The sequence below is a fragment of the Citrobacter sp. RHBSTW-00524 genome, from assembly GCF_013747755.1.
Lineage (GTDB): Bacteria > Pseudomonadota > Gammaproteobacteria > Enterobacterales > Enterobacteriaceae > Citrobacter > Citrobacter braakii.
On sequence record NZ_CP056421.1, the window covers coordinates 3,105,528 to 3,130,020 of the forward strand.

18 protein-coding genes and 1 tRNA gene are annotated in these 24,493 nt (G+C 49.0%); 7 read left to right on the forward strand and 12 right to left on the reverse strand.

The features are described from left to right. Positions 1–69: 69 nt before the first annotated feature. Positions 70–1,332: an integrase arm-type DNA-binding domain-containing protein gene (locus tag HV229_RS15045; RefSeq protein WP_181545753.1), complete on the forward strand. Its 1,263-nt coding sequence runs from the start codon at positions 70–72 to the stop codon at positions 1,330–1,332. An 831-nt stretch (positions 1,333–2,163) separates the two neighbouring features. On the opposite strand, the gene HV229_RS15050 is transcribed toward HV229_RS15045, so the two are convergent. The 7 genes from HV229_RS15050 to HV229_RS15080 all read right to left on the reverse strand — a co-directional run bounded on the left by HV229_RS15050 (position 2,164) and on the right by HV229_RS15080 (position 11,458). After that, a complete protein-coding gene (locus HV229_RS15050; protein ID WP_103283719.1) occupies positions 2,164–3,051 on the reverse strand; it encodes an integrase domain-containing protein in 888 nt (295 codons plus the stop codon). 498 nt (positions 3,052–3,549) lie between these two features. Next, the gene (locus HV229_RS15055; protein ID WP_181545755.1) at positions 3,550–3,852 is read right to left on the reverse strand and encodes a helix-turn-helix domain-containing protein; all 303 of its coding nucleotides are present in this window, start codon (positions 3,850–3,852) and stop codon (positions 3,550–3,552) included. 4 nt (positions 3,853–3,856) lie between these two features. Beyond that, positions 3,857–4,210, reverse strand: coding sequence for a type II toxin-antitoxin system RelE/ParE family toxin (locus tag HV229_RS15060; RefSeq protein ID WP_053390179.1), 354 nt, complete (start codon positions 4,208–4,210; stop codon positions 3,857–3,859). Positions 4,211–4,707: 497 nt separating this feature from the next. Then, on the reverse strand, positions 4,708–4,929 hold the full coding sequence (locus HV229_RS15065) for a helix-turn-helix transcriptional regulator (protein ID WP_053390180.1): 222 nt from the start codon (positions 4,927–4,929) through the stop codon (positions 4,708–4,710). Next, a complete protein-coding gene (locus HV229_RS15070; RefSeq protein ID WP_181545757.1) occupies positions 4,926–5,393 on the reverse strand; it encodes a hypothetical protein in 468 nt (155 codons plus the stop codon). The genes HV229_RS15065 and HV229_RS15070 overlap by 4 nt, the downstream gene beginning before the upstream one ends. A 380-nt stretch (positions 5,394–5,773) precedes the next feature. Continuing rightward, positions 5,774–7,378 (reverse strand): LA2681 family HEPN domain-containing protein, encoded by a 1,605-nt coding sequence (locus HV229_RS15075; protein ID WP_103283715.1) that lies wholly within the window; start codon positions 7,376–7,378, stop codon positions 5,774–5,776. A gap of 12 nt (positions 7,379–7,390) precedes the next feature. Then, a complete protein-coding gene (locus tag HV229_RS15080; protein ID WP_181545759.1) occupies positions 7,391–11,458 on the reverse strand; it encodes a hypothetical protein in 4,068 nt (1,355 codons plus the stop codon). 250 nt (positions 11,459–11,708) lie between these two features. Here HV229_RS15080 and HV229_RS15085 point away from each other — a divergent pair, with 250 nt between their 5' ends. Then, positions 11,709–13,265, forward strand: coding sequence for an ATP-binding protein (locus HV229_RS15085; protein ID WP_181545761.1), 1,557 nt, complete (start codon positions 11,709–11,711; stop codon positions 13,263–13,265). A 234-nt stretch (positions 13,266–13,499) separates the two neighbouring features. Here the strand turns inward: HV229_RS15085 and HV229_RS15090 are convergent, their stop codons facing one another. The 3 genes from HV229_RS15090 to nac all read right to left on the reverse strand — a co-directional run bounded on the left by HV229_RS15090 (position 13,500) and on the right by nac (position 16,609). Further along, positions 13,500–14,480: an IS5-like element ISKpn26 family transposase gene (locus HV229_RS15090; RefSeq protein WP_000019445.1), complete on the reverse strand. Its 981-nt coding sequence runs from the start codon at positions 14,478–14,480 to the stop codon at positions 13,500–13,502. Between the two features lie 159 nt (positions 14,481–14,639). After that, entirely contained in the window at positions 14,640–15,590 is a 951-nt protein-coding gene (cbl, locus tag HV229_RS15095) for an HTH-type transcriptional regulator Cbl (protein ID WP_016152661.1), read from the reverse strand. 101 nt (positions 15,591–15,691) lie between these two features. Continuing rightward, entirely contained in the window at positions 15,692–16,609 is a 918-nt protein-coding gene (gene nac / locus HV229_RS15100) for a nitrogen assimilation transcriptional regulator NAC (RefSeq protein ID WP_016156200.1), read from the reverse strand. 59 nt (positions 16,610–16,668) lie between these two features. Here nac and HV229_RS15105 point away from each other — a divergent pair, with 59 nt between their 5' ends. From HV229_RS15105 to HV229_RS15125, 5 genes are all read left to right on the forward strand, one after another. After that, complete coding sequence (locus tag HV229_RS15105) at positions 16,669–16,821, forward strand: hypothetical protein (protein WP_181545763.1); 153 nt, start codon at positions 16,669–16,671, stop codon at positions 16,819–16,821. 113 nt (positions 16,822–16,934) lie between these two features. Then, positions 16,935–17,010 (forward strand) — tRNA-Asn (locus HV229_RS15110). Between the two features lie 213 nt (positions 17,011–17,223). Continuing rightward, complete coding sequence (gene shiA, locus HV229_RS15115; RefSeq protein WP_181545765.1) at positions 17,224–18,540, forward strand: shikimate transporter; 1,317 nt, start codon at positions 17,224–17,226, stop codon at positions 18,538–18,540. Between the two features lie 118 nt (positions 18,541–18,658). Beyond that, on the forward strand, positions 18,659–20,113 hold the full coding sequence (locus tag HV229_RS15120; RefSeq protein ID WP_016152657.1) for an AMP nucleosidase: 1,455 nt from the start codon (positions 18,659–18,661) through the stop codon (positions 20,111–20,113). A 15-nt stretch (positions 20,114–20,128) separates the two neighbouring features. Further along, complete coding sequence (locus tag HV229_RS15125) at positions 20,129–21,907, forward strand: aminopeptidase P family protein (protein ID WP_181545767.1); 1,779 nt, start codon at positions 20,129–20,131, stop codon at positions 21,905–21,907. A 55-nt stretch (positions 21,908–21,962) separates the two neighbouring features. Here the strand turns inward: HV229_RS15125 and ptsG are convergent, their stop codons facing one another. Then, complete coding sequence (gene ptsG, locus HV229_RS15130) at positions 21,963–23,396, reverse strand: PTS glucose transporter subunit IIBC (RefSeq protein ID WP_016152655.1); 1,434 nt, start codon at positions 23,394–23,396, stop codon at positions 21,963–21,965. 293 nt (positions 23,397–23,689) lie between these two features. Then, entirely contained in the window at positions 23,690–24,487 is a 798-nt protein-coding gene (locus HV229_RS15135) for a metal-dependent hydrolase (RefSeq protein WP_016156196.1), read from the reverse strand. Between the last annotated feature and the right edge of the window lie 6 nt (positions 24,488–24,493).

A 24,493-nucleotide genomic window follows, 5' to 3' on the forward strand; every position in this document is an offset into this window, starting at 1 on the left:
CCTCCGCATCCGGTTAATTTGGTGGTCAGATTTGGGGTCAGGTTGGTTCGATTATGGAGTGCCCCCCATATGTCCCTTAATGATTCAAAAATCCGCAGCTTAAAACCTTCTTTCAGACCCGTAAAACTCTCCGATTCACACGGTCTGTATCTGCTCGTCAATCCGGGCGGTTCGCGTATCTGGTACCTCAAGTATCGCTTCAACGGAAAGGAATCCCGCGTAAGTCTGGGCGCATATCCGCTGGTTTCTCTCGTTGAGGCCCGGCAGCAGCGCGATGTTTTCCGCAGGCAACTGGCGCAGAATATCAATCCCGCACAGCAGCGTATTGCTGAAAAAGCGGCCGCTTCGCCGGACAAATGCTTTCAGACCGTGGCGCTCGACTGGCTTAAGACCAACAAAAAATGGTCGAAAGACTATGCGGAGCGCACTCTCGCCAGTATGCACAATCACATCTTTCCGGCGATTGGTCATCTGCCCGTCACCCTGCTGAAAACGCAGCATTTCACGGTGTTACTGAAGGTTATCGAAGAAAAAGGCCACCTTGAAGTCGCATCCCGTACCCGGCAACGGCTTTGCAACATCATGCGTTATGCCGTGCAGCAGGGGCTTACCGAAAACAACCCGGCGCAGCATCTGGAAGGCGTCACGGCACCACCGGTTAAAAATCACCACCCGGCCCTGCCGCTGGAGCGCCTGCCCGAACTGCTTGAGCGTATCGGCGATTACCAGCAGGGACGACAACTGACGCGGCTGGCGGTTCTGCTCACCCTGCATCTGTTTATCCGCTCCAGTGAGCTGCGTTTCGCCCACTGGAGCGAGATTGATTTCAGAAACAAAATCTGGACTATCCCCGCCACCCGCGAGGTCATAGATAAAGTCCGTTTCTCAGGTCGCGGGGCAAAGATGCGTACACCGCACATCGTGCCGCTCTCCCGTCAGGCAATTGCCATTCTGAAACAGATACAGGAACTCTCCGGTCATCAGGAACTGGTGTTTCCCGGCGATCACGATCCCTGTAAGCCTATGAGTGAGAACACGACCAACCGGGCGCTGCGTCTGATAGGCTATGACACCAAAACAGAAGTCTGTGGTCACGGTTTCAGGGCAATGGCCTGTAGCGCGTTAGTGGAATCTGAACTCTGGTCGCGGGATGCCGTGGAGCGGCAAATGAGCCATCAGGAACGCAACAGCGTGCGGGCGGCGTATGTTCATCGCGCCGAACATCTTGACGCCCGCAAGGCCATGATGCAGTGGTGGTCGGATTATCTGGACATGTGCCGGGAAAGTTATGTTGCGCCGTATATTTATGCGCGGCAGTATAAGGCGGCCTGAACCAGCCATTGCATAATTTGTTGAAAATAAAAAAGCAGATCCTGACGGGAGCCAGATCTGCTTTTTACATTGAAAGGAATTATCTTCAACTTTTTTATTATTAATCGGAAAACGTACAAAATTATTCGACATAGAATAATTTTGTACGAAAATCTATCAATACCTTACGGATCAATCGGTAAATATCGAAATTATTTGAAGTGATAGTTGCCAGACAATCTGCACCAGAAACCGATTTATCGATACGCCATAGCTGCACCAGTCTGCCGTCGCCTGTATACGGCAGAGCTGCGCCAGATATCACCGGATACATATCGATCTGCGCCAGTTACAGCCTTTTAAGCCCTTTGGCCTTTTCCGGTCTGGCGCTGTTACCCTTAGCCGCCCCTTACCCTTTCGGCCTTTTTCCTTTTACTGGCGCAGCGGTCAACAGGAGAGCGGGAGCATGATGCTGTACCAGAGTGATGCTGGATGACATCTGAAAACGCCTGGCAGCCCCTAATCGGCCATACCTTTCGAAATACCATTATTGAAAGGAAAACGTACAAAAAATTTCTACGTCGAAATTTTTTCGGTGGATAACGATGGATAGAGGATGTGTTATAAACTCATGCCTATCAAAAATAACCAAAACCAATAAGTTAATTGCCGATAATTATTGATTTAGTCAGTATTGATAGGAAAGCGTACAAAAAATTTTGCCCCCAAAATTTTTTGTACGAAAACCGATGGATAACCCGGGATTAATAGGAAATCACCCAAAATTATTTGAGGGCAAATAATTTTGTACGAAAACCGATGAATAACCCAATTTTTTCAGGGCAATGACTATCAATCAGTGTCCTCCTTTCGCCCGTAAACCTGCGCCACATACCGCCCGCGCCCGTCACCGTGGCCCAAATCCATCGCCGTCATTGCCAGCGCTTCCTTCTCATTGAACCGCTGCGCCAGATAATGACGGATCGCATCCTGCGCCCACGCATAGCGTAACGAGTGTGGGGAATACACGCCTGTTAAACCAATACGTGACGCCTGGCTGTGCCAGTATTTCATCGCACTCTTCAGATCGGGCTTGTCGATCAGCCTGCCGTGACGGCTTTCTGCGACAGAGTTGGCGTTATCCAGCGCCTTCCTGACTGCGCCAGTATCCAGGATCACCGTTTCGCGGGGTCGTCCGCCTTTGGTGCCGAACACCACCGTTAACCGGGACTCACCGCGATCCAGCGCCTGTTGCCACGTTTTCAGCGACCGGGCACTCTGCACTGCTTCCTGCGAGCGTAGCCCCATCAACCTTGAGAGCTCCAGAGCTGCCGCCAGTCCCGCGTCTTTTGCGCGGGCGGTTTCCAGCGCATGGCGGTAATGCTCCGGCGTAATGGCCTGCCGCGTACCGTTGCGGGATGCGCCGGACAGACCCAGCGAACGGTTATTCAGCCGCTCACTCTGCGCCAACCTGTCGCGCCCGGCCTGTTTCAGCAAATTACGGATCGCCGCCATCTCATTTTGCAGGGAACGTTTTGTCATGCCCTGCGCCAGTCGTTCCCGGATATAGCCCTCAATATGCCGCGCTTTTAGCTGTTCTATCCGGCGGATCTGCACGTTTTGCGCCACGACTAAACGCTCACAAAACCGCTGCGCCAGCTTAATGCGGTCGTGAACGGTCTTGTGGCTGCCGCCCGCCTGCTGCGCCAGCCGTTTCATTTCCTGCTCCAGTATTCCCATACATTCCCCCTTTCATGATTGCCGCAAATTCATAACCCAAAACCTGATACAGCTTTCCCCGGCGCACAGGCCGATAGCCCCTGAGTTTTGTCGGGGCTGCGAACGATACCTGAGCGCCGGGGCGGCAGCCGTTGAGGTGTGGTGGGGCTTCGGTTGTGCTCTCTGAGCAGCCGCCCGCTTTCGCGGGTTATCCCCCGGATCGTCCTGATCCGCCTCGGTATCGGTTCATGTTCTCCTTATTGGTCAAATGGCCTGAAAAGGCGGTGTCAGAGTCCAGCCAGTGGCTGGCGCAGTTGAGTTATCTGGTGCAAGGCGAAAGGGCTGAGTGCGTCACTTTCCCGCTCAGCGCGGTTAAAGTGACGCACTGGACTGGTGCAGTGCTAAAAAACAGATATCTGGTGCAGTTTTACGGTCACGCGGCAGCAAAGCCTTCGGCAATGCAGGCCGCAGTCCGTTATACAGAGGGGACTGACGCTCCGGTTCAGGGAGCGTCAGTGTTTATAGTACAAATCCGTAGTGAGAACCATCCGGCAGTTCAATATCAAGGCGTAGCTTGCCGCCGGTCGCTTCAACGTAGCGTTTCAGCGTGGAAAGCTTCAGGTCGCGCCCCGGTTTTTCCATTCCTGCAACGGTAGGTTGCCTGATCCCCAGCGCCTTCGCCATTTCGACCTGCGTTCTCTGCACTTTCTCGCGCAGTTCGGCAAGGTGAATGTTGAGCAGGATGTCCGTCGCCATCGCCTGAGCTTCGGCCACGACTTCAGGTTTTTCATCCGCAATAAGCTGTTCCAGCGTTCTGCCCATCGCGTTACTCCTTCTCTTTTATTGTGTTCAGCCAGTTCGTGAATTCCCGATCTGCAACCGGGATCATCTCATCGTAAAAACGTTTTTCATTGCCGACCTTATTTCCGGCACAAAGTACAATGCCGGTACGGGCTGGATCAAAAGCGAAAAATGCCCGTATCGGATCGCCCCGGCTCTGAATGCGCAACTCTTTCATGTTGCTAAAGCGGGAGCCTCTAAGCGTATCGGCATAAGGTCTGGACAAACCCGGCCCCTTTTCCCGCAGGACCAACAGCGCTGCAAGCACGCTGGCCCGATCGATATCATTGAGCGAGGAAAACCAGTGATCAAACATATCCGTTGTTTTAATCGTCCACACGGGACCTCCTGAGCAATATAGGTTAAATGCTATATAGGTGTAAAGCTATAAAATGATTATGAAACGATGGAATGAGGGATTCATGCGTCGTTGCTGAAAAGCTGGAGACGCATTCGGGTATTTCAGTGAATGGCATGCACGGCATTCACCGTTTTACTATCTGTACCGTAAAACCAGTTCAGATATTGACGCAATGTGAAGAGTGACCTTAACTGCAACGCAGTCCGACATTTTCAAAGGTATTGTCGGTAAAGGGACGACCAGCCTGAAATCAGGCCGCTTCTTGCAGGTCGTGAAGCGTATAAGGGCGCCCCGGAGGGCCATTTGTTGCAGAGAGAAAATAATGCGAATGTGACTGGTGCCGAAAGAGGAAACTGTTTTTGCCTGAAAAACATTTCCCGTTAATTTGATTAAATGCTGAGTTGCCGCACGTCACTGGCATTCTCCCGATCTCCCATCTGCAAGGGCAGGCAAAAGATCGGGAGAAACCGTTTGTCTTATCGGTATTCTGGTTTACGGTAGCGTGATGGCCAGATGTTCTCAGGCGCAACATCTAACGCTTCGGCAATTAATTTCTCTCCTTTAGGCCAGCGGCGGGTAAGCGCATTTGCCAGCGTGGAGGACGCCAGCCCGGCCTGACGCGAAAGCGCTGACAACGAAGTGCCACGTTTTTTCAGCCCTGCGATAATGTCGGCAGGATGCCAGTCAGACTTCATCATGCTTTGATCTCCACACCGTCGATAAACTTCACTCCACCGGCTGTACGCAGCCAGCGCGGCGCTTTCATTTCCGCAGCAAAGTAGTTAATCAGGTCGTACAACAGCCAGCTAAGGTACTTCTCCGTTTCAGAGGCGAACCCCAGCCCCGACAGGGTTTGCGTCAGGGCAAGGCAGTAGCGACAAAGTTCAGTGCATTCAGGATCGAAACGCGGAGCATTCACAGGAAGCGTGTCAACGGTCAGACTTTCAACCAGATGGGGAGGAACAGGCTCTAACAGTGTGGGTTGCAGCAGCGTCAGACAGGTGTTGATTCTGCCGCAGAGCGCCATTTTGAGTGTGGGATCGTTGCTTTCAATCAGGGTTTCGGCAAAGTTTCCACAGTGATCGGCCAGTACGGTGAAATCCGTGGTGGTATTAAAGGGAACAGCAAGCAGCGGATGTGTTTGAATAGGGATCGTAGCCATGGTGGCAACCTCCAGTATGTAGTTTGAAAACCACCACCAGAGGTTCCAATCTCATGGGTGGTGGACTGAACGGGGTTGGAACTACCGGCCATACTGGAACCGGCGCACCTTACGGTGCCCCCGCCCAGCCCACCATAATTTTGGTGTAGCTAAGCGCGCGACATAAAAAAAGACGCAGACGCGTCACGTGTCGCCAGTATGGTTATATTTCGGGGTTCCAATCCCGGCGCCTGATTTTGCAGGTGCGGGTTTAAGATACCGCTTTCAGTCAAAAACGGCAAGGGGAAGTCGTGGAAGGAAGATCGCAGATTGTTAGAGCCTGTTATAAATATGCACAATAGTTCCTGTCAACGAAGGCGGCACGTATACTCACTTTACTCTCAGTCTGCTGAATAGTTTTTCGTATGTAATTCTCGTGTCATATAGTGAATACCCTCCTTTTTTTCTTTCATTCCTTCATACCTGACCATAAAAGCAAACGAAAAAATTGCTGAACGCGTTATCTGAAGTAAATGTTCGAAATGGTGGATAAAATCACTTTCTTTGATAAAAAGAATATCTTTGATTAATTGATAAGATTCGTAAACATCCTCAGGTTTATCACCTTTATGTACAACTAAAAACTTATGCTCCAAACTATTTCGCCATTCTTTATAAAAAGCTAACTCCCCGCCCTTATCTTTATTCAGATCGGTAGCAATACTGTATAACGCCAGAAGTCCGGGTGATTTTACCTTTTCAAATAATTGCCTTCTGTTATCAACATCCAACTGCCAGAAACTCTGGAAATAGATATTCTTCTGAGGTGTCCCTTTTTTTGTTATTGGGTAAAGATTATAAAGTTCACATATGGCTACCGCAATTTTGTCTAGAATACCAAAGCAAAGACGAAATGCCGTCCTGATCTTTTCAATTTCTATCCCTAAAACTTCATCATTATACAATTCCAGAAAATGACTTTCGTACTTAATGTAATCCGTATTGTGTGGATAAAGATAATCAAAATAAAGATGGCGTGCGAGTGAAAACTCCGATTTGAGGCGATTTAATACCATCTCCATGGGAATGATAAAATCACCTGTTACGCCGCCTCCCGAAGAAATAACAAGGTTATCTGTAGCACTTCCTACACATGAGCAATACAGGCCATGTTCTGATAAAGTCAGATGATTTCTAAGACAAAACTGTCGGTATGGGCTTAACGCTTCGAACTCTTGTTGTGTAAGTGCTTCATCGTGTTCATCCGTTTCATCATCAACTGCATATTCTGCGATTTTATCGTTAGTTTGTGCTATGCGACCCAGATAGAATGATTCCCATTGCGGTGGAATATTTTTTGAAACAGATGCCCGGATATATCCCTCTCTTATCTCTTTTAGTTGTTTAATTGAGAATGAAGAGGAAATAAAATTTAATTCAATAAGTGATGCTGAACGATTGACCCAAGCCTGTGGTATATCTAATTCCTTACGATTAGTAAGATCATAATATCTCAAAGATTCGCTAAGTCTAAATTGGCTTCTTAGTGAATTGGCTAGATTGACTGCAAGCTCGGCTCGATATTCTTCCGGCTCATCAAAAGATAGTATGAAAGCTCGCCAATAAATATTTTTTAAAGAAACCATCTCCTCTATTGTCTGAAATGTATGATCATGGGGATTATTTACTCTGACAAGGTTGGACATCGCGTTGCCATAATTATAATAAAAATGACACTCGCCCTGTACCTTGATAAATTCTTCCTGATTCTTTTTCATCAAGTTAAAACCGAGTTTTGATGCCTCACTATTTTTTTGCATTTGACCGATATCAACAAGATTACCAGCGATATTTGCCAGTAAAATAAAATAATTATCACTCTTAGTTGTGATTCTTTCTAGCTTATCTAAGAATATAACTGAAAGTCTATATGATTCATCAAAATCCCCTACATCAACAAGTTGGCGTATAATATAACTTTCATCGACAAGTTCTTTAGTTATCAAAATAAATCTTCCTTATACAGATGATTTCGGCTCTTCCACAGGAGGTATGACCTCACCGGAGACATCAATCACTATCGCTGATAAGCGGTCTCTTTTTTCAAACGGTACAGTTTCATTAAGCATATTCTCCATTGTACTGGCGTTTTCAGGTTGAAGTATGTTTTTCGACAAACGAGGCAGGGTATTCGGCCGAGCAGAACCAAACCAAAAAACCAGATAAATACCATAACCAGCAGCATCGGGGTTTTTAGTATAAAGCTTGTCCAACTGTCCGTTAAGCGCAGTCCAGACATCACGATGATAATCACGCTTTATCTCAATAGGTATTTTTATACCCGGTAGTGAAACAATGATATCTGCCCTTTTATCAGAAACCATGTGACCTTCTGGTTCACAGCTTATTTTTAATGAATTAAGCCGGGTACGGAGTAACTCCAGAAAAATATGACGGCAGCTCTCTTCCGGTTTAGGCACCAAGGTACGACCATAACTGTCTTCATTCCAGAATTGTTTATAAATATCGGTATTTTCGTAAGTAATTCTGTTAGAAATATCCCGTAGATGATTAAGCAACAATGAGTAAAGATCCATTACGTTGGCAGGCGTTTCATTCACTAATGTACTTACTGCTTGCTTCCAGGCAGCATGATAAAACTGGGACTCTCTATAACGAATTATCTGATTACTTTTGGCATGTGAGAGATGATCCCGGTAGCTTTCGCATTCAGGCAGCAATAATAAACGCTCAAGCACTTCACTGGCATCGTATGAAGAAATAGCAGAAATTTCGTTAATCAATGCTCTGATAAATTCTGCATAATCCCAACTATTTCTTGAACCATGACTTCCCTCCACTGGATGATAAGCGTTAGGAAAATGTGTTGCTGAAACTTTAATGATGGTTTCTAATTGAATTAAAGAAAGCTCTTGATTATTATTTTCTCTCCGCCTTCTGGCATTACCAGTTAACTCACGCACAAGCCAAATGATCTCAGGATCTGATTTAGCTTCAGATACAAATAAATCATAAGCCTGTTCGGGCTCTAACAAATAACAGCATACTAACCAAATATGATAATTAACCTTCTTTAACACACCTCGTCTATTAACCATAAGTTGGGATAGTTCCAGCAGCTCTCCACGTATCTGTGGACGCTCTAGCAGCCATTCAACTAAGCTTTGTGTATGATTAATATCATCAGGATATTTTTTAGCAAAATACATAACTAAAGGGATGACGTGAGAATCTTGTAGTGATTTCTCATGTAGAATATAGTTCAATGCCACAATATGCTGAAATTTATTTTTTATACAAAAGTCTATTATATAACTATATGTTTCTATGAAGAGAACTTCTCGATAAAGTATTACATACTTTTTCCATGGTAGTGAATATATAGTGATAACATTGTCTTCTTTTACATGGATTGATAATCTTGCATCCAATGTTATTAACATTTTTAGCAATTCATTATCCCAAAGAGTTATATCACCATTCAGTTTCCATAGTTCGTCACTTCCCGCCAATATAGCATACCACCATTCATAATATTCACCTTTTATTAAGGAGTTATTAATATCATCTATAGACGGGAGATCTGCACGGCCTAATAGAGCCACAAGACCAGAAATGGCATCTATAGTATAATTGTCCCCAAGACTTGATGAAAGACGCTCAAAGCAGGTTAGTTTTTCATCTACATCGTTATATAATGCATAATAAATATACGCAATATGCTTAAGCCATCCTAAATGTTCACCCGAAGCAATCTGTTCTCTTACTTGCTGAAAATCCACTTTATTTGAATCAATAATATCCTTTTTTTCTCTCTCACTTTCTATCCTGCTGATATTAATTTTTACCCGCCAATCATCAATCTCACAGACTAATGCAGCTTCTAAAATAGAAAAAAGCTCATTACTCATTCCACCATAAGTAATAAGAAAATTAAATACCTGCTGTGACGGTGTATCACAATTCCAAAGAGTAGGAAATGCTAATCGATAAATAAATCTCGTCTTATCAAGAATACCACCTCTATTACTTGATAAATAGTGCATGAAGCGGGATAATAAAAGCTCACGAGGAATAACACCAAATGTACTTTGTCCAAACTCATGTAAAAACAGATATCCTGTATTATACCTAGTAAAAGATACTATTGCGGCATCTATAATATCTTCATACTGCCATTCACGTTCTTTTAGCAACTGGACAATCTGAGCTACTTTACTGTCAAAATGACTATAATGTTCTTTATACCAGTAATGAACACTCAGGCATACCCATATCTGCTCAGCAGTGTACTGCTCCTTCGTATTAAGAATAATCATCAGACCACTTTCAATATAATACAAAATTTCATGGCGATTTATTGATGATGAATACTGGTTATCTATATTTTCATTTTGATATTGATAGAGACATTCAAATATTGTCATTATATCCTCGGCAGGAACAACATCTATAATTCCCCATAGAGACCCTACCGGTAAACGTTCCTCAGTAACACTTAAAGTGTCAGTCAGGAGTTGCGCTACATCTAACGCGGAGAAATAATCTTTATAAAGTAACTGAATAATGTGGTTACGCAATCGAATACTGTCGTGATTTATATCTTTCAATTCAGAATAAATTCCGACGACTTCTTTAATACCTGATAGGCCCGAGTGTATTAATACCGTTATCGCTACTTCTTTTTCGGCATATGAATGACGTTCAGATTTAATAACATCAATTAAATCCTGATTCAATGACAATGTTGGGGTTGTAACGGATAGAGATTCGAGAATAAGCATACGCAGAGAAAATCGCGATTTTGGATCATGGATAATCACGCGCAAGTGTGCTTCCATCTCCTCGCTCACGAAGCCATTCAAATTAGAAGAAAAGCCGTGATTTCTAAACCAAGGATCGCTTTCCGAAAGTTTGGACAGTGCCACAAGTAAACTTTGTTTATCTACAGTGGATAACGAAGCTGCATCGCCATAAGTCAGTACACCATAAGGATCGGCTTGAATGAAGACATTGGCGTATTGTGGTAAAAAGACCGCCAACCATGCGTGTAATCCTCTTAATTCTGATGACGGATAGCCCTCAAACCCCAGCAGGCTTCTCAAACGTCCCAAGGGTAGTCCCTTTTCAACGATACTCGCTAACCATTTCGCTGCCAAATACTCGGCAATTGTCCTATGGCTGTAATCAACTGTTTCGGGTTCATCCCCAGCGGAAAAAACGCGTCGGGATAACGTCGCTTTTATTATTTCATGTGAGAAAAACGGTATGGTTCTATAGCTAGGATATTCTGATCGGATATCATTCGGAAGCAGAGAAATTCCAGAAACATCACTCAGTATACGCAACGCACAAATAGACCCAGCAGGGTGCTCTAACTCGTCGCTGGTATAAATCCCCGAATTTTGCCACGTATGCTCTTTACTATGTTCAGTTAAAAGAAGCTGTGTCGCTGAGTGGAAAAGTTCTGACCTCGTCTGAGGCCAGTTTCCCTCTTTGACGGCCTCAGCCAGCATAAGCAGATTTTGTGGGTTGTGAAGAAACTCATAGGCAGAGTATTTTTCTGCTTCCTCCAGAAACTTCTCGGGATGCTCTATGCCATGAGCATGCAGAATCGCTATCTGCTCTTCCCTTGATAACTGCTGCAAATGTAAAACGACATATCCCCCTGTCCGCTCAAAATAGGGCAAAAATGCTGAGAGATCTGACTCACCCAACCAGTCCTGAGAGCGACAGGAGATTCTGACCTTTTGTGGCAGTAGGGAAAATAGGCGGCGAACAATGTCATCAACCACATCATCACTGTTGTGGCCACTCCTTTTTTCATCCAAGGCGTCGATGAATAGCGTTTGAAATCCATCTAACGGAACGCCGTTGATAAATTGACGGACCTTTAAATAGGTCGCTCCATTCTTTGCTGCAAACTGTTTGAAAAGATGGGTTTTCCCGGCTCCCGGATCGCCAAGCAGTACAATATTAGGAAATTCCGAATAATCACCAAACGTCTTCGTTTGGCTCTCCTTATTCTCTTGGGGCTGAATCTGCCTAACTCGTCTGTTCAACATGTTATGATTTCCTGCGTATCTGTTTTTCTATTAGGACTGCATCACATTCAGGCATGTGCATCAAATCTGCCGTTGAGGTACGACCACATAGCCTATCCCTGGCGCTGAAAAGCTAATCATTATTGCCATGATGTCGCGGCTCTTGATACACGACATGGCCCATGACAAGCAGAAGAGACCAGTAGGACTTCAAAGAGAGGTATTATAAACCTCATACACATTAACTACTTGCCCTTCAAGGAAGAATACTATGCCGGTGATCTATTTATCATTCGCAAATCTCAGAAAAGTAGCCTTCACCAACTCGCATCATACCCCTCTGCCAGATGGGAATATCCTTCAGCCAGCTCAAATCAATATTATTTCAGGCCCCAACGGAAGTGGTAAATCAACGGTTCTTGATATCCTACGTACCATTTCGGATCCCACCAAATTGGTTTCGCTAGGCAGAGAGAACATGCGAAGTGATACCACAGGATTTTTTCGGTTAGAGTTTGACAATAATACCATTCTTGTTGCCCTATTCACTTCTCAGGGTATCGGTAAATCGCATGTGGGTGTGATGGCGAAGCATTCTACCGGGGAATTGATACATGAGGACATCATCAGCTCTCATTCATCACAGCCATTTCCTTCTGGCTATGTGCAATGCATGAAAGCGCTACAGCAGAATGTAGCTTACCGCTCTGGTCATGATATTACCGGCCTCTCGCTGGAAAAAGTCGTTATGTATCTCAATAAAGATGCACGCTATCTTCCGGGTACTGCTGCATCAGGATTAAAAGAGACCGCCTTTCGCTACAAACGTCCCCCCAGGCAGCAAAGCTTTTCAGAGTATATCCTTGAACACTGCTTCTCTGTTTCAGATAGCGGCCCGAATGCACTCAGCGTCTGGCTGCACGATGATGAACTTCAGTCTAATATCATAACCATCGAGGATATACCTGCGGGCTGGAAAGCATTCGCCGGGCTTCTGACCTGGCTTTCTCAGCAGGCCCCACTCACAATCTGTGTTATAGAAGAGCCAGAAGTACATATTCATCCCCGCCTTCAGCGTATTCTGGTTAAAAAAATAAAAGAAATCACAGCCGAAAAATGCCTCCAGCTATTTATTAGCACGCACTCAACCGTTTTTCTTGAGTATGGAATTTGGGACAACATTCCAGTCAGTCTGTACGAGGCTGATGGGTATGGAGTCAAAGACTTCACCCGGTCCGCAGCTTTTCTTTCTGCTATGGGGATGCGGCCAAGCGAGATTTTTCAAGCCAATGGAGTAATCTGGGTAGAGGGCGTTAGCGATCGCATTTATATCCGGCACTGGCTGAAACTGTATTGTGAGGAAAACGGCCTTGATACCCCAATTGAAAACGTTCACTATGCGTTCATTCCCTATGGCGGCGCAATGTTAAAACACTACTCGGCGGAAAGTGCTAACACCATTCAAGCGCTGATGATCAACAAGAACTGCATTTTTATCGCTGACCGTGATAATGATTATGATATGACCACGCCTGCGAATCCCATTTTACTAAGTGCTAAAACGGCAAAAGAAGCAATCCGGCAAAACCTACCCACATGGATTACGCAGGGTTATACAATAGAAAACTACTTACCCGAACCAGTGCTTAGTACGTTTTTCGATGTAACAACGGATAAGACCAGCTTGAAAAACGGTAAAACGAAAATGGATGTTGCGGCCTATTTTGAAAATACCGTCACTGAGTTTAAGGGAAGCTATAACTCAGGCTCTAATCTATCGAAGATGATTGAATTCGTTATTAATCATATCTCCGCCTGGAATAGGTAGATGCTTCTGATATGTTATTATAGGTAAGCCGCTTAAAGGTGGTCATTCTGGTGGTCTTGACAACCCCAATTTTTAGGTTTAGCTTAGGGAAGGTGCGAATAAGCAGGTCATTTCTTCCCAAGCTGACTCGCTGATTAAAATTTCGCGGATCTGGGCCGATTTTTTTCCCGCAAACACATCGAATCAGCCTATTTAGGCTATTTTTTCCACCATTTCTGGCGTTATTTCCGGTTTTTACTGAGATCTCTCCCACTGACGTATCATTTGGTCCACCCGAAACAGGTTGGCCAGGGTGAATAACATCGCCAGTTGGTTATCGTTTTTCAGCAGCCCCTTGTATCTGGCTTTCACGAAGCCGAACTGCCGCTTGATGATGCGAAACGGGTGCTCCACCCTGGCACGGATGCTGGCTTTCATGTATTCGATGTTGATGGCCGTTTTGTTCTTGCGCGGATGCTGCTTCAAGGTTTTTACCTTGCCGGGACGCTCGGCGATCAGCCAGTCCACATCCACCTCGGCCAGCTCCTCGCGCTGTGGCGCTCCTTGGTAGCCGGCATCGGCTGAGACAAATTGCTCCTCTCCATGAAGCAGATTACCCAGCTGATTGAGGTCATGCTCGTTGGCCGCGGTGGTGACCAGGCTGTGGGTCAGGCCACTCTTGGCATCGACACCAATGTGGGCCTTCATGCCAAAGTGCCACTGATTGCCTTTCTTGGTCTGATGCATCTCCGGATCGCGTTGCTGCTCTTTGTTCTTGGTCGAGCTGGGTGCCTCAATGATGGTGGCATCCACCAAAGTGCCTTGGGTCATCATGACGCCTGCTTCGGCCAGCCAGCGATTGATGGTCTTGAACAATTGACGGGCCAGTTGATGCTGCTCGAGCAGGTGGCGGAAATTCATGATGGTGGTGCGATCCGGCAGGGCGCTATCCAGGGATAATCGGGCAAACAGGCGCATGGAGGCGATTTCGTACAGGGCATCTTCCATGGCACCGTCGCTCAGGTTGTACCAATGCTGCATGCAGTGAATACGCAGCATGGTCTCCAGCGGATAGGGCCGTCGGCCATTGCCCGCCTTGGGATAAAACGGCTCGATGACAGCGGTCATATTCTGCCATGGCAGAATCTGCTCCATGCGGGAGAGGAAAATCTCTTTTCGGGTCTGACGGCGCTTAGTGCTGAATTCACTATCGGCGAAGGTGAGTTGATGGCTCATGATGTCCCTCTGGGATGCGCTCCGGATGAATATGATGATCTCATATCAGGAACTTGTTCGCACCTTCCTTAGCAATCAGCCAGTTAATGGCTACGGCGATCCCAGTCAGAGGAGCCATATTTAAGAAGCCTGCTTAGGAAACTAAGCAGGCTTTTTGCATTATATCTGATAATCAATCACGGCTTCATCTGGCTCCATCGCCTGGCGCTTGATTTCATCGACGGATAACCCTGCGTTGCATAGCTCAATGAATCGCCAAACGTAGTTGCGCTGCAGTTGTCCGCGTTTCAGGCCCAGCCAGACGGTATTTGCATCAAATAAGTGCCGGGTATCCAGACGGGTTAAGCTCCCCTCCTCCTGCTCTCCACTGGATTGTTCTGCCACCAGCCCGATTCCCAGCCCCAGCGACACATAGGTTTTAATCACATCCGAGTCCTGGGCGCTGAGGATAATATCCGGCACTAACCCTTTACGGGCAAATGCCTCATCGATACGGGAACGCCCCGTAATCCCCTGACGATACGTAATTAATGGCCAGTGGGCGATAGATTCCAGTGTGAGAGGAGACGTTTTCACCAAGGGATGGTCGTGAGGAACAAGCAGGCTGTGGTGCCAACGAAACCAGGGAAAAGCTACCAACAGCGGATCACTGCTAAGTCGCTCGCTGGCAATCCCGATGTCTGCCCCACCGTTTTGCAACAGTACGTCAATCTCCTGCGGTGTACCCTGGATCAGTTCCAGACGCACCTCAGGGAAGAGCTCACGAAAGGCTTTAATCACCGCGGGCAGGCTATAGCGTGCCTGTGTATGCGTGGTGGCAATCGTCAGTACACCGGACGTGTCATTGGTAAACAGATCCGCCAGTCTGCGAACGTTGCTGGCCTCATTCAGAATACGCTCGGCAATAACCAGCAAGGCTTTGCCCGGTTCGGTCATGCCCAGCAGGCGTTTACCGCGACGGATAAAAATCTCAATGCCAAGTTCATCTTCAAGTTCACGAATATGTCGGCTGACTCCCGACTGCGAGGTGTACAGTATATTCGCGACTTCCGTCAGGTTGTAATCCTGACGGGCCGCCTCGCGGATTATTTTAAGTTGCTGGAAATTCACTTTTCGCTCCGGGCGCATCAGACATTACGCTATTGTTAAAGTCTGATGCCCGGCATAACAAATAATAAAAACCCGCATCTTATTCCTGGAGGGAATAAGGTTTAGCTGACCAGCTGTAGCTCGCGGTTTTCCAGTGCCGGACGGCTTACCAGCGACAACAGGATCTCCTTCACGGCCTGTGCCTGCGGCGATAAGCTCCCTCTGGCTGAGACGTTCAGCGATAATGGCAGATTCATCGATGGGGTTGTTATCCGCGCCATCCAGCCGTTAGCGGCATTACATAATGAACGGGCCGCCGACTCAGGCAACACTGTGACGCCCATCCCACTGGCGATGGCAGCCGTTAAGGTGGCGATAGATTCAATTTCGCCAATCACTTTGGCCGTCAGGCGACGAAGCGAAAAAGCTTCATCTACACGCAGGCGAACTGCGCTGTAATCCCGTGGCAAAAACAGATTCATCTGCGCCACCGCGGCTAAATCGACGCTTTGCCCCGGGCAATCACGCGTCCCGACCAGGTACAGATCCTCTTTAAGCAACGGTTGACTGCTGATACCCGCCACGGGTGAGCGCTCGTAGAGCACCGCCATGTCTAAATGCCCGCTGAGCAGCTTGTCATTCAGCACCGCCCCACTGTTTTCATGCAAATAGACCAGCACATCGGGCAGCTCTGCTCGTACTGTCTGTAATAACGGCATAGTGATGGCTGACGCCGCCGTCCCCGGCGCCAGGCCAATAGAGACCTGTCCCCCCAGGGTCTGACCTACGTTATTGACCGCAAGTTGCGCCTGCTCGCACTGGCGTAAAATCGTCCGCGCATGGGCATACAACACTTTCCCCGCTTCCGTCGGTGTGACGCCGCGCTTGGTGCGAATCAGCAGTTGCTGATCCAGTTCGCCTTCCAGCGTAGCAACCTGCTGGCTCAGCGCAGGTTGCGCGATATGCAACACTTCCGCTGCCTGGGTCAGGCTACCAATATCGACGATTTTCACGAAATATTTCAGTCGTCTGAAGTTCATTTTGCCTCCTGTCGGAATACCAGAACCCGTGCTGGCAGTCATTAATTCAGGATTGCAAGATGCTTGCCAGTTTAGCCAGCAGCCGTGTTTTACGGTTAAAACCGCGTAAAGTCAGGCTCAAAGGTGAAGAATGGACTTTTTGCACACCTGAACCTCTCATTCTGGCTGCCCTGGAAGAGGTAGACGCGCACCAGAATGGGGCAAAAGCATAAAAAGACGGAAAGATCGCCGCTTTGCTGATTTTGTCAGCAAACGAACGCACAAATGTATTTCCCCCTTTGACAAGCCTCATCGCCCTCGCTAATATGCGCCTCGTTCAAACGATTCCTCTGTAGTTCAGTCGGTAGAACGGCGGACTGTTAATCCGTATGTCACTGGTTCGAGTCCAGTCAGAGGAGCCAAATTTAAGAAGCCTGCTTAGGAAACTAAGCAGGCTTTTTGCTTTTCTGTTTTTCATTCGTCTTATTTTTCATGTAGCCCTCTGGTGAGGGAGATAATCGTTTTCTCTTCCCGTCTGTCGCGGTAATCTCATAACGGTCGTTAATATATCGACTGCAATGTGTGTAGCCCAATTCAAATACTAATAACTAAAAGACAGTACAGACAGGATAACTATGGATTCCACTCTCACCTCCGCGGGTCCCCAAGAGGACGTCTCTTCGCTTCATCGTGCCCGACGCGCTGCGCTTGGTAGCTTCGCTGGCGCCGTGGTCGACTGGTATGATTTTCTGCTTTATGGCATCACCGCCGCACTGGTCTTTAATCGCGAGTTCTTCCCGCAGGTTAGCCCGGCAATGGGAACACTTGCCGCATTTGCCACCTTTGGCGTCGGATTTTTGTTCCGTCCGTTAGGCGGGGTTATCTTCGGCCACTTTGGCGATCGCCTTGGCCGTAAACGCATGCTGATGCTCACCGTCTGGATGATGGGGATTGCCACTGCGCTGATAGGGATTATTCCTTCTTTTGACACTATTGGCTGGTGGGCCCCTGTGCTGCTGGTGACGCTGCGCGCCATTCAGGGATTCGCCGTTGGTGGTGAATGGGGCGGCGCGGCGTTGCTCTCGGTCGAAAGCGCGCCGAAAAATAAAAAAGCCTTCTACAGCAGTGGCGTTCAGGTCGGTTACGGCGTCGGACTGCTGCTTTCTACCGGTCTGGTATCACTGATTAGCTCGCAAACTACCGATGAGCAGTTCCTGAGCTGGGGCTGGCGTATTCCGTTCCTGTTCAGCATCGTACTGGTTTTGGGCGCGTTGTGGATGCGTAACAGAATGGATGAATCAGCCGAATTCGAACAGCAACAGCAGGAACCGCAACCCGAGAAAAAGCGGTTACCGGTGGTCGAGGCGTTAATCCGCCATCCGGGCGCATTCTTAAAAATTATCGGCTTGCGCTTATGTGAACTGCTGACGATGTATATCGTCACCGCGTTTGCCCTTAATTACTCTACGCAGAACCTGGGCCTACCCCGCGAGCTGTTTCTGAATATCGGTTTGTTAGTGGGAGGACTGAGCTGTCTGACCATCCCCTGCTTTGCCTGGCTTGCCGACCGCTTTGGTCGACGGCGCGTGTACATTACCGGTGCACTGGTCGGTACGCTGAGCGCCTTCCCGTTCTTTATGGCGCTGGAAGCACAGTCTATTTTCTGGATCGTGTTCTTCGCGATTATGTTGGCCAATATTGCGCACGATATGGTGGTCTGCGTACAACAGCCTATGTTTACCGGTTTGTTTGGCGCAAGTTATCGCTACAGCGGCGCAGGCGTTGGCTATCAGGTGGCAAGCGTGGTTGGCGGTGGTTTTACCCCTTTCATTGCTGCAGCACTGGTAACATTCTCGGCCGGAGACTGGCACAGCGTGGCCATTTATCTGATGGCCGGGTGTCTTATTTCCGCCGCCACTGCATTGCTGATGCGGGATAAGCAGCACAGTTAAGCCCTGATGCGAAGGTCATTCGGCCTTCGCACAATCTTCCTCAACGTCTGACTTTTGTTTCATATTCCTGTGACATACTATCGGGAGAGCAGTACATCTGTGGAACAAGGAGACAGACATGAACAATAAGGGCTCCAGCCTGACCCCAACTCAGGCACTGGATAAACTGGACGCGCTGTACGAGCAGTCGGTTAAAGCACTGCGTAGCGCCATTGGTAAGTACATTGAAACAGGGACGCTCCCTGACATAATCGCCCGCCATAATGGTCTTTTTGTTTACCCATCGCTTTGTGTCACCTGGGATGGCAGCGCCACCAATCCTCCGAAAACCCGCGCCTATGGCCGTTTTACCCATGCGGGCAGCTATACCACTACGATCACCCGTCCGTCGCTTTTTCGTCCCTATCTTGAAGAACAACTCACGCTGCTGTATCAGGATTATGATGCGCATATCTCCGTCGAACCGTCGCAGCATGAAATCCCTTATCCCTATGTGATCGACGGTTCTGAGCTGACGCTCGACCGCTCGATGAGCGCCGGATTAACGCGCCATTTCCCCACTACCGAGTTGTCACAAATTGGCGACGAAACAGCCGATGGTACCTATCATCCGGCGGAATTCTCCCCGCTGTCGCACTTCGACGCCCGACGAGTTGATTTTTCGCTCGCACGACTGCGTCACTACACGGGAACGCCGGTTGAACATTTCCAGCCATTTGTGCTGTTCACCAACTACACCCGCTATGTCGATGAGTTCGTGCGCTGGGGCTGCAGCCAGATCCTCGATCCGAACAGCCCCTATATCGCGCTGTCATGCGCAGGCGGGATCTGGATCACCGCTGAAACGGAAGCTCCGGAAGAGGCCATCTCCGATCTCGCCTGGAAGAAACATCAGATGCCCGCCTGGCATTTAATCACCGCCGACGGTCAGGGGATCACGCTGGTCAATATCGGCGTTGGCCCGTCTAACGCTAAAACCATTTGCGATCATTTGGCCGTCCTACGCCCTGACGTCTGGCTGATGATTGGACACTGTGGCGGCCTGCGCGAAAGTCAGGCGATTGGCGACTATGTTCTGGCCCACGCTTATCTACGTGACGACCATGTGCTGGATGCCGTGCTACCACCGGATATTCCGATTCCGAGCATTGCGGAAGTACAACGCGCACTGTATGACGCCACCAAAGAAGTCAGCGGCATGCCCGGCGAAGAAGTTAAACAGCGCCTGCGTACCGGTACCGTCGTCACCACCGACGATCGCAACTGGGAGTTACGCTATTCAGCTTCTGCGCTGCGTTTTAACCTCAGTCGCGCGGTGGCTATTGATATGGAAAGCGCCACCATTGCCGCCCAGGGCTACCGCTTCCGCGTCCCTTATGGCACGCTGCTGTGTGTTTCCGATAAACCGCTGCACGGCGAGATCAAACTGCCTGGTCAGGCCAACCGTTTTTATGAAGGTGCCATTTCCGAGCACCTGCAAATAGGTATCCGGGCAATCGATCGTCTGCGTGCTGAAGGCGATCGACTGCACTCCCGTAAATTACGTACGTTCAACGAACCGCCGTTCCGTTAAGGCCTGAAGGTAACTATGCACAACTCAACTCCTCTTTCCGCTCTGCGCAACCTGCTGTTAGCGCAAGGGCTGGATGGCATGATTGTTCCGCGCGCCGACGCTCACCAAAGCGAAGATTGTACACCGCATGACAATAAGCTGGCCTGGCTGACCGGTTTTAGCGGCTCCGCTGGTCTCGCGTTGGTCCTGCGCGACCGCGCATTAATGTTTGTCGATGGACGCTATCAGGTCCAGGTGCGCAATGAAGTCTCGCTGGATGATTTTGAAATTCACCATTTACATGACGAACCGCTGGCCGACTATTTGCAGTCTCACGTTGCTGCGGGCGCGCGTATCGGTTTTGAACCGTTGCTGATGGTCAACAGCCAGTTTGAAGCACTGTCGGCGACCCATTGCGAGCTGGTGCCTCTTGAGCAAGATCCTTTCGACCAGGTATGGCTTGACCGCCCGGCTGCACCCTGCGGCATCATTCGTGAAATGCCCATTGAAATCAGCGGGGAAAGCAGCACACAAAAACGAGCCCGCGTCGTGGATCTGCTCACGCAACAACAGGCCGACGTTCTGGCGATCACGCTGCCGGATAACATTGCCTGGCTGCTGAATGTGCGCGGTTCCGATCTGCCAATGGTGCCAGTGCCGTTTTCGTTCGCCCTGCTCCATCGCAGCGGCGAGCTGGAATGGTTTGTGGATAGCAACAAAACACAGCAGCTCCCTGCTGCACTGCTGAATACGCTCACGCTGGCCCCACAAGAGAGTTTTCTTGCCCGCTGCCAGCAGTTGGCCAAAGGGAAACGCTTTTTGGTCGATAAAGACTACGCCCCGGTCGCGCTGCGTTTTGCCATTGTAGAACACGGTGGCGAAGTCTTATGGGCACCCGATCCCATCACCTTGATGAAAGCGCACAAGAATGACGTTGAACTGGCGGGCTATCGGGAATGCCATGAACAAGATGGCGCGGCCTGGGTTAACTTTCTGGCATGGCTTACGCATGAAGTTCCCTTGCGCGAAGCGGCAGGCAATCCGGTCACTGAGCTGGAAGCGCAGGCCAGGCAACTGGAATTTCGCCAGCAGCAGTCGGGATTTATCGAGCAAAGCTTCAACACGATTTCGGCCTCAGCCAGCAATGCCGCAATGTGCCATTACCATTCCAGCGAAAAAACCAATACGCCCATTACCTCTCAGGCCATGTATCTGAATGATTCCGGCGGCCAGTACCATAATGGTACGACGGATACAACGCGCACCCTCGCGTTTGGTCCACAGGATCCGCAGCGTCGTCTGCATTACACCGCTGTGTTAAAAGGCTTTTTGTCGCTTATCTCGCTGCAATTTCCCAGCGGCACTCAGGGTCATCAACTGGATGCCTTTAGCCGTCGGGCGCTGTGGGATCTGGGTCTGGATTTTGATCACGGTACGGGACACGGCGTAGGCCATCAGCTCCTGATCCATGAGCAGCCCCATCGCATTGCCAAAAAAGTAAACCCCTGGCCTCTGGTTGCGGGCAATATCATTACCATCGAGCCGGGTTATTATCTGGCCGGAGAATATGGGATCCGTATTGAGAATCAGGTGGAGATTATCAACAGTCGTCCTGGCTTCTGTCGCTTCTCAACGCTGACGCTGGTGCCAATTGATTTAAGTCTGGTTGAACTGCATCTGCTAAGTGAGGCTGAAAAGCAGTGGATTGATGATTATCACCAGCAGGTCAGAGAGACGTTATCCCCACGCGTGAACGCAGAGGCTCGTCCGTGGTTGTTCGCCGCCACTGCGCCGATTCGCGTTCAGGCCAATTAATGCATTAAAAAAGGCAGCCCGCAGGCTGCCTTAATTCTCCCCAACTTTTTACTGCTTAGCTGTGACGGATGTACTCATCCATTTCAGTTTTCAGGTTATCGGACTTAGTACCGAAGATAGCCTGAACACCGGAACCCGCCACTACAACGCCCGCCGCACCCAGTTTCTTCAGGCCAGCCTGATCCACTTTGGCAACGTCAGCGACGCTGACACGCAGACGAGTGATGCACGCATCGAGGTTAGTGATGTTTTCTTTACCGCCGAATGCCGCAACCAGGGCCGGAGCCATTTCGCCGGACGCACCCGCTTTGGTGTCTTCGGTAGCATCTTCACGGCCCGGAGTTTTCAGGTCCAGCGCTTTGATCAGCACACGGAAGATGGTGTAGTAAACAATCGCATAACCGATACCGACAATCGGGAACAGCCACAGTTTGCTGCTGTTACCGGACAGAACGATAAAGTCGATCAGACCGTGGGAGAACGACGTACCGTCACGCATACCCAGCAGGATACAGATCGGGAATGCCAGACCAGCCAGAATTGCGTGGATGATGTACAGGATCGGTGCCACGAACATGAACGAGAACTCGATCGGTTCGGTAATACCGGTCAGGAACGAGGTCAGCGCCGCGGAGATCATGATACCGCCCACTTTCGCGCGGTTTTCTGGTTTAGCAGAGTGCCAGATAGCGATAGCGGCAGCCGGCAGACCGTACATTTTGAACAGGAAGCCACCAGACAGTTTGCCCGCAGTCGGGTCACCCGCCATATAGCGAGGGATATCGCCGTGGAATACCTGGCCCGCAGCATTGGTGTATTCACCGATCTGCATCTGGAATGGAACGTTCCAGATATGGTGCAGACCAAACGGCACCAGGCAGCGTTCAATGAAGCCATAGATACCGAACGCTACGACCGGGTTCTGGTATGCAGCCCACTGGGAAAACGTCTGAATAGCAGTCCCGATCGGCGGCCAAATGAAGGACAGAACCACACCGGTGAAAATAGCGGCCAGACCAGAAATGATAGGAACGAAGCGCTTACCCGCAAAGAAGCCAAGATACTCAGGCAATTTGATACGGTAGAAACGGTTGAACATATACGCTGCAATCGCACCGGAGATAATCCCCCCGAGAACACCCGTATCAGCAAGGTGTTTAGCTGCGATCTCTTCAGCAGGTAAATGCAGAACCAGCGGCGCAACAACAGCCATGGTCTTAACCATAATGCCGTAGGCAACAACGGATGCCAGTGCAGATACGCCGTCGTTATTGGTGAAGCCTAACGCGACACCGATGGCAAAAATCAGCGGCATGTTTGCAAAAACAGAACCGCCTGCTTCTGCCATTACGTGCGATACAACGGCTGGCAGCCAGCTGAAGTTAGCGGAACCGACACCCAGCAGGATACCTGCAATCGGGAGTACGGATACCGGCAGCATCAGCGATTTACCGACCTTTTGCAGGTTAGCAAATGCATTCTTAAACATAATTGAGAGTGCTCCTGAGTATTTGTGCTTTTCTACGTTCTCACGCATTAGCGAGGGGGGAGAACCTCGCCGTGTACAGGGCATCTAAGTACCCTTTATTTATTACACAGAGTAAAATAATTCAGTTTGTTTTTGTTTGACGGCTATCACAATTCAGTCGTGGATGGCCGTAAAATCCGCACATTCCGATAAAATGCGTTTCTGAATGTGTCAAACCGGTTATTCACCGCCCATTTTGAGGCGGTGAACTTTACTCGCTTTGCTTATTAATTACGAGCTTTAAAAAAAGTCAGTTAACGAACGGATTGCAGGCGAGAAGCGTCGATGTGAAACAGGCGGGCAAAGTTATCAGTGGTTGCCTGCGCCAGTTCTTCAACGGCAACACCTTTCACTACGGCCATATACTCCGCAACGTCACGGGTCATGGCAGGCTGGTTCTCTTTTCCACGATGCGGAACAGGCGCAAGGTAGGGAGAATCCGTCTCAACCAGCAACCTATCCAGAGGAACATAGCGGGCGGCATCACGGAGCTGATCTGCGTTACGGAACGTGACGATGCCGGAAAACGAGATATAAAATCCGAGGTCCAGCAATTTGCCCGCCGTTTCTCTGTCTTCTGTAAAACAGTGTAGTACGCCACCACAATCCGTCACTTTTTCTTCGCGCAGAATAGACAGCGTATCGGCCCGCGCATCGCGGGTATGTACGATAACTGGCTTTTGTAACTCACGGCCAATCTGAATATGATGGATAAAAGATTCCTGCTGGCGCACCTTTGTTTCCGGCGTATAGAAATAGTCCAGCCCGGTTTCCCCCATCGCCACAACGCCCTCTTCGGCGGCAAAACGGCGCAGGTCTTCAACATCATAGGCTTCATCCTGATTTAACGGATGCACGCCGCAGGAGAACACCACATTGTCACGTTCACCGACCAGTTCGCGCATACTGCGGTATCCTGGCAGAGTGGTCGCGACGGCAAGACAGAATTTCACATCGCGTGCGGCTGCTTTCGCCAGCACGTCATCCACGTCCTTATGCAGAGATTGATAATCCAGGCCATCAAGATGGCAGTGTGAGTCGACTAAAAACATAATGTC